The organism is Vagococcus proximus (assembly GCF_029143285.1).
GTDB lineage: Bacteria > Bacillota > Bacilli > Lactobacillales > Vagococcaceae > Vagococcus_D > Vagococcus_D proximus.
On the sequence record NZ_JAPDSH010000009.1, the window covers coordinates 66,901 to 74,055 of the forward strand.

Below are 7,155 nucleotides of genomic sequence, written 5' to 3' on the forward strand. Positions count from 1 at the left end.
GTCCCCCACTTTTAAATACCCAATTGTGTTTCAATATATTCTGCCATACCTTCTCCTTGAGTATACAAGATATAGGGTTTATTTTCATAAACAAAACGAATTTGTTTACCACCAAATACTGGTGTAGAGGTTACATAATAAATCTCTCGACAATCTAGAATGCTAATATCACGTTTAAACACGCCTAGATAAGTCATCACACGCAAACAATTATTTGAAAAATGGAACGTTGCATTGTAAAACTGGTTATTAACTTTCATATAAGTATTCATCTCTCATACCCTCTTTCACTTGATCTTGGCTTTAGTATAAAGTATGAAACTCGTTTCATAGCAAGGGCTAATTTTAGAAAAATAAAAAAGCTTATCACCGAAATGATAAACTTTTGATTTAATCGTCACTTAGTGGTTTGGGTGCTTTGACAAAAAATGTACCCATAACTAGTAAACTAACACTTACAACCGTCATCCAGAAAAAGGCTACATTAAGGCCATGTAACGAAGCATTCTCACCATATGTCTTAACAGAAGAGTGACTAACGGTCGTCATAATTCCAACAAAAACAGCTGTCCCAATTGCACCAGCAACTGTTCTAAGTGAGGTTAAAAGTGCCGTCGCATGTGCGGTTAAATCTGGACTAACTTGACTTGTCCCCCACGTTACAAGCGGCATCATTAGACACCCTATCGCAATACAGCGTGTCGCGTTATAAAAGCCAGCCACCCAAATAGAGGTCTCCGGAGTTAGGAAAACCATGCCCAAATTACTAGCAACCATCATGGCAGCCCCTACAATAAATAACAACCTAATCCCTACTTTGTCATATAAACGTCCTGCAAAAGGACTAATAAATGCCATGACAAGAGAGCCTGGCAAAACGATTAGACCTGATAGTGTTGCCGATTTTCCCATGATAGATTGAACATATAATGGCAATAACATCGTTGAAGCCATCATGACTAAATATAAAACCATACTTCCAATAACACTAAGTGCATATGACCGATTTTTTAAAATGCGTAAATCTAAAAATGGTTCAGGTCGGCTAAATTGGCGGTAAACAAATAAAATGGTAGCCACAATTCCTACACTCAACAAGCCAAAGATATGAATACTGAAAAAAGCGTACTGCCCGATATTTCCAATAGCTAACGTCACACCACCAAAAGATAAAGCACTTAATAGAAAAGAAGCCACATCAAATTGTTGTGATTTCGTTGCGAGCACATCTTCAAAAACGATCACTGCCCATAGTAATGACAGTATGATAATAACACTTGATAAATAAAATATAGCTTGCCAGTTCCATCTATCAACTATCATCCCTGCTAATGTTGGTGCAATGACAGGTGCTGCGCTTAATGATAAACCGTACCATCCCATAATAGAGCCTCGTCTTTCAGGAGGGTAAATAGTCAAGAGAATGACTTGAGCCATAGACGTCAGTAAACCATTTCCGATCGCCTGTAATATCCGAGCCATCATCATCATCGGAAAAGTCACTGAAACGGCACATAATAACAAACCAGCCAAAGCAATAATTAACGATGTCACATATAATTTTTTGGTTGGAAATCTTGTGATTAGAAAGGCAGATAACGGCATCACGATCCCCATCGTTAAGGCATATGCACTAGTTAGCCATTGCCCCGTTGTCACACTAATATCTAAATCATTAATTATCGCCGGCAAAGCCGTAGTCAAGGCCGTCGACAACATTGTCAACGCAATACAAGTAATGACAATATTAATAAAAATCAGTGTTCGTTTCTTATCATTAACTGGAATAGCATTAGCCATTAGCTTCTTCACCTCCATTTAGATAATAGCTTTTAATCTTTTGAAGAGACCCTGCAAAAGCTACTTTTTCTTGCTCAGTAAGCGAGCTGACCATATCCGCATGAACAGCTGCTCGTTTCTTCGCTATACTTGTTGCTTCTTCTTTCCCTGCTTCAGTGAGCGTAATAAACATCACACGCTTATCTTTTTCAGACGAATGTGAGGCCACCCACCCTTTCTCACTCATTTTTCCTATTAATTCACTCACCGATGAGGGTTTAATCCCCAACTCTTGACTTAATTCTTTCGATGTTAGTTGACCTTTTCTTTCTAATACTAGTAAACAACGATACTGCCCCCTAAAAGGATTCATATTTCCAAATTTCTTATCTGATTGTTGACGGTTCAATTTAGTAACCTCAAAAAACAACTCAACAACTTCCTCGTCACGATATAGCATGTTTTCTTCCTTCTTCCCTACTTATATAAAGTTACTTACCCATTATACTTAGGTACCTAACTATTAGCAACTTTCTTTCCAACTTAAAAACCGAACAAATTAGTTGCTTACTAAAAGTAAGTTGTGTATACTAGGGTTATCTTAAACAACTTGTTTAAGTGTTTATGAAAGAAAGGACTGTTCCTTATGACAAACAACTTTATAACGTCTCCACACATTGATGAGACAAAAGGATTAGAACTAGGTATCTACACTCTTGGCGATCACATGCCTAATCCTCACACTAAACAATTAATTAGCCCACAACAACGTTTAAATGAAATTAAAGAAATGGCAGTCCTAGCTGAACAAGCAGGTTTAGATGTTTTTGCATTAGGCGAAAGTCATCAAAAACATTTTGTATCCCAAGCTCATAGTATTATTTTAGCCAACATTGCAGCAGTAACGACTAACATAAAATTATCCAGTTCTGCAACAATGTTAAGTACCTCTGACCCTGTAAGAGTTTTTGAAGATTTTTCAACTCTTGATTTATTGTCAGGCGGTCGCATGGAATTAGTAGCAGGTCGGGCCTCACGCGTTGGATTGTTCGATTTACTAGGGTATGATTTAGCTGATTACGAAGCATTATTTGAAGAAAAATTTAACTTGCTTTTAAAAATCAATCAAGAAGAGTCTGTAACTTGGAATGGCGAGTTTAGAAAATCATTAACCGATGCTCAGATTATTCCTCGTCCTCAAAATGCTCATTTGCCTATCTGGCGTGCTGTTGGTGGCACACCTACCAGCGCGATGAACGCAGGACGAGCTGGTGTCCCGCTATATTTAGCACACTTAGGTGGTCCGGCTTCTTCATTTATACCAACACTTGATTACTACCGCCAAGCTGGTGAACACGCTGGCTTTAAACCTGAAGAGTTAACCGTTGCAACTGGAGGTTTCTTCTACGCTTCAGAAGATAGTCAAGATGCTTTTAAAGAATACTACCCTCATGTTAATCAAGGTCTAACTTTAGCTAATGGACAAGGATTTCCAAAGCCTGCTTTTGCTCATGGCAAAGAGAGAGAAAGTATTATCAATGTTGGCTCTCCTCAACAAATTATTGAAAAAATACTTTATCAACATGAAGTATTTAATAATCAACGTTACATTGCACAATTAGATTTTGGTGGTGTTCCCTTTGATAAAATTATGAAGAATATCGAACTTTTAGGAAATGAAATTGTTCCTGCAATTAAGAAATATACAAAGAAAGAAGTGACGTCTTAATGAAAATTGTATTACTCTCTGGCTCAACCGTCGGAACGAAAACCAAAACAGCTATGACTTATTTATACGACCACTTAAAACTAACAGCACCTGACCATGACTTAGTACTTTTAGATTTAAAAGACTACGATTTACCCTTTAGTGATGGACGCAACTATCTTGATTATCCAGGAGATGCTGGTTTTGTCACAGCTGAACTTATGGCAGCTGATATTATTTTAATCGGGTCGCCTACTTTTCAAGCTTCTATTCCAGCCACACTAAAAAATATTTTTGATTTACTCCCTCAAAATGCTCTCGATAGAAAAATTGTAGGGATTGTAATGACAGCAGGCTCTCCAAAGCACTTTTTAGTCGCTGAAACACAATTAAAACCAATTATCCATTATATGAAAGGAACTCTTGTTTCTAACTATGTTTTTATTGAAGATATTAATTTTTATCAACAAACCATTACTAATGATGACGTTACAAGACGACTACACAAGTTAGCAGAAGACAGTCTTGTCCTAGCTAAAACCTACCAAGCTGCTTGGCAAGAGCAAGAAGACTCTTATGGCTTTTAAAACAAAAGGACCCATCTAGTAGATGGGTCCTTTTTTAACTCTTACTATTTCTTTTTATTTCTAAATAAGAAAACTAAACTCAACAACATTCCACCTAATAGAACCAACCATGGCTCATTTTTTTCACTTGTTTGTGGCAAGCCTTTTTGACTAATGGCTTTATTAGTAGCTGGAAGAGTTGTTCCTAATTTTTTTTGTAACTGTGTTCTTACATCATTTCCTGGAACTTCTCTTGTTGAATTAGCTCTATTCGTTACGCCACCTCCCAATGTTCTATTAGTTGTTCCTATTTGCGGTACGCCTTTGTTATTTCCATTATTACTTCCTAAACCGAGACCTTTATTTTTGTCTCCGTTTTGATCATTATTTTGATTTTTCCCTTCGCTATTGTCTTGCTCTTTATCTTTATCTTTATCTTTATCTTTGTCTTTGTCTTTGTCTTTATCTTTGTCTTTATCTTTGTCTTGCTCTTTATCTTTGTCTTTATCTTTGTCTTTATCTTTGTCTTGCTCTTTATCTTTGTCTTTGTCTTGATCTTCTTTATCTATAACCATAACAATCACTGTTGCTTTTAGACCACCGTAACTATATGTAAGTTCATACTCACCAACTTTTGAAGTATCTACTTCACCTAATACAGTCACATCTTTAAATAATACATCTTTGCCTAGTTTGTCTGTAGCTTTAATAAAGTTATCCTTTGCTTCCCACTTACTTCCAATTTCTAAGACTAAATTTCGAACTTGTAGGCTCGTTTTATTTACCTCTTCACCTGGCCATACTTCTGGACGTTCTGGTTTTTCTACAACAACAATCGTCACTGTTGTTGACATACCATCAAAACTATAAGTAACGTCATAACTTCCAGTTTTCGATGTATCAACCTCACCTACTACATTAACTTTTTCAAAATTGATATCTTGACCTTTTTTATCGGTTGCTTTAACAAAATTATCTTTCGCTTCCCACTCACTTCCAATTACAAGAGTTGAGCCTTTCACGTGTAGACTAGATAAATTCCCCTCTTCACCTGGCCACACCTCTGGACGCTCTGGTTTATCTGCCACTGTAATTGTTACGGTAGCACTTACTCCTTGGTAAGTATAAGTAACCTGATAGTCACCAAGTTTTGATGTATCTACATTGCCAGTAACTTGAATTTCAGAAAAATCAAGTTGCTCGCCTAACTTATCCGTAGCTAAAATAAAGTTGTCACTAGCTTGCCAATTTGAGCCTTTTAAAACTGTAGAACTCTTCACTTGTAAACTTGTTTTATTTATTTCTTCACCTGGCCATACTTCTGGACGTTCTGGTTTTTCTACTACCGTTATTGTAGCAGTCGCGACTTGATTCGCATATGAATAAGCAACCTGATATTCTCCAACTTTAGTTGTGTCTACTTGTCCATCAACCTTAACCTGAGAAAACTCAACTGCTTGACCTTGCTTATCTGTTGCACTCACAAAGTTATCCTTCGCTTCCCAAGCTGTCCCAACTGCTAGTGTTGAATTTTGAACATTAATATCAGAATAATCAACCTCTTCACCTGGCCATACTTCTGGGCGTTCTGGTTTTTCTACTACTGTTATTGTAGCGATTGCTATCACGTTTTGATTTCTATAAGTGACTTGATACTCACCTGATTGAGTTGTATCAACTGTTCCTTCAACCTTAATTTGGTCAAAACCTATTGGATTACCTAAGCGATCCGTAGCTTGAATAAAATTATCTTTACCTGTCCATTCACTTCCAACTGTCAGTGTTGAATTTTGAACCAGTAGACTCGTTTGATTAATTTCTTCACCTGGCCATACTTCTGGACGTTCCGGTACTTCAACTACCGTTACAATCGCACTAATACTCATTCCTCCATGAGTGTAAGTAACGTAATAATCGCCTACTTTTGAGGTATCAACTTCGCCCGAAACATTGACCGCGCCTATACCAACTGGTTTACCCTGCTTATCTGTTGCACTCACAAAGTTATCTTTTGCTTCCCAAGCTGTTCCAACTGTTACCATACTGTTTTGAACATTAATACTTGTCAGATTAATCTCTTCACCTGGCCATACTTCTGGACGTTCTGGTTTTTCTACTACCGTTACTGTTACACGAATGCTCATACCTTCGTAGCTATAGCTAATTTGGTACTCTCCTGTTTTGGAAGTATCTACCATCCCGTTCACTTTAACTTTATCCAACGAAACGTCGTTACCTAATTTATCTGTCGCTTGAACAAAATTATCCTTTGCATGCCACTCGCTTCCTACAACAATTGTTGAGTTCGCTGCCTCAATGCTTGTCAGATTAACCTCTTCACCTGGCCACACTTCTGGACGCTCTGGCTCTTCTACTACTGTCACCGTGATAACTGTAGAGACTCCTTCGTATTCATAAGTTATATCATACTCACCAATTTTTGAAGTATCTACTGTTCCGATAACTTTTACTTCAGAAAATGCAACTTCTTTACCTAATTTGTCAGTCCGTTTAATAAAATTATCTTCTGCTTTCCAAGTACTTCCAACAGTAATTGTCGAAGGTTTCGCTTCAATACTTGTCAAATTAATTTCCTCACCTGGCCATACTTCCGGACGTTCTGGTTTAGCCACTACAGTGATTGTTGCCGTAACTGTCATTCCTTCATATGTGTAAGACACTTGATACTCTCCTAATTTTGAAGTATCTACACTACCAGTCACTTTGACTTGATCAAAGGAAATAGTTTTACCTAGTTTGTCTGTCGCTTGAACAAAGTTATCTTCTGCATGCCACTCGCTTCCTTCGACAATTGTTGAACTACAAACTTCAATACTAAGTTTATTAATTTCTTCACCTGGCCATACTTCTGGGCGTTCTGGTTTTTCTACGACTGTGACTGTAACGACAGTTTTCATGCCACCGTATTCGTATGTTACATCGTATTTACCAACTTTTGATGTGTTTACTTTTCCAGTTACTTTTACATCTTCTAATTTAACTTCTTTTCCAAGTTTATCTGTGGCTTTAATAAAGTTATCTTTCGCTTCCCACTTACTGTCTACTACAATTGTTGAGTTTTCCGCTTCCACACTTGTTTTA

Annotated in this window: 6 protein-coding genes; 2 read left to right on the top strand and 4 right to left on the bottom strand. The window is 37.3% G+C overall.

The genetic code is table 11. The features are described from left to right. Window positions 1-11: 11 nt before the first annotated feature. The 3 genes from OL233_RS10545 to OL233_RS10555 all read right to left on the bottom strand — a co-directional run bounded on the left by OL233_RS10545 (window position 12) and on the right by OL233_RS10555 (window position 2,239). The gene (locus OL233_RS10545) at window positions 12-272 is read right to left on the bottom strand and encodes a hypothetical protein (protein ID WP_275472269.1); all 261 of its coding nucleotides are present in this window, start codon (window positions 270-272) and stop codon (window positions 12-14) included. Between the two features lie 118 nt (window positions 273-390). Next, window positions 391-1,800, bottom strand: a complete 1,410-nt coding sequence (locus OL233_RS10550) for an MDR family MFS transporter (protein WP_275472270.1) — start codon at window positions 1,798-1,800, stop codon at window positions 391-393. Then, window positions 1,793-2,239: a MarR family winged helix-turn-helix transcriptional regulator gene (locus OL233_RS10555; protein WP_275472271.1), complete on the bottom strand. Its 447-nt coding sequence runs from the start codon at window positions 2,237-2,239 to the stop codon at window positions 1,793-1,795. Before OL233_RS10555 ends, OL233_RS10550 begins: the two co-directional genes overlap by 8 nt. 186 nt (window positions 2,240-2,425) lie before the next feature. Between OL233_RS10555 and OL233_RS10560 the strand changes: the two genes are divergently transcribed. Both OL233_RS10560 and OL233_RS10565 read left to right on the top strand, forming a co-directional pair. Continuing rightward, a complete protein-coding gene (locus tag OL233_RS10560) occupies window positions 2,426-3,508 on the top strand; it encodes an LLM class flavin-dependent oxidoreductase (protein WP_275472272.1) in 1,083 nt (360 codons plus the stop codon). Continuing rightward, entirely contained in the window at window positions 3,508-4,074 is a 567-nt protein-coding gene (locus OL233_RS10565) for an NADPH-dependent FMN reductase (protein ID WP_275472273.1), read from the top strand. The genes OL233_RS10560 and OL233_RS10565 overlap by 1 nt, the downstream gene beginning before the upstream one ends. Before the next feature lie 44 nt (window positions 4,075-4,118). Here OL233_RS10565 and OL233_RS10570 read toward each other — a convergent pair. Next, a partial coding sequence (locus OL233_RS10570) for a bacterial Ig-like domain-containing protein (protein WP_275472274.1) occupies window positions 4,119-7,155 on the bottom strand: 3,037 nt, incomplete at its 5' end.

Coding starts and splice junctions, on each gene's coding strand:
- OL233_RS10545 (WP_275472269.1), bottom strand. CDS start 272: ATGAATACTTATATGAAAGTTAATAACCAGTTTTACAATGCAACGTTC.
- OL233_RS10550 (WP_275472270.1), bottom strand. CDS start 1,800: ATGGCTAATGCTATTCCAGTTAATGATAAGAAACGAACACTGATTTTT.
- OL233_RS10555 (WP_275472271.1), bottom strand. CDS start 2,239: ATGCTATATCGTGACGAGGAAGTTGTTGAGTTGTTTTTTGAGGTTACT.
- OL233_RS10560 (WP_275472272.1), top strand. CDS start 2,426: ATGACAAACAACTTTATAACGTCTCCACACATTGATGAGACAAAAGGA.
- OL233_RS10565 (WP_275472273.1), top strand. CDS start 3,508: ATGAAAATTGTATTACTCTCTGGCTCAACCGTCGGAACGAAAACCAAA.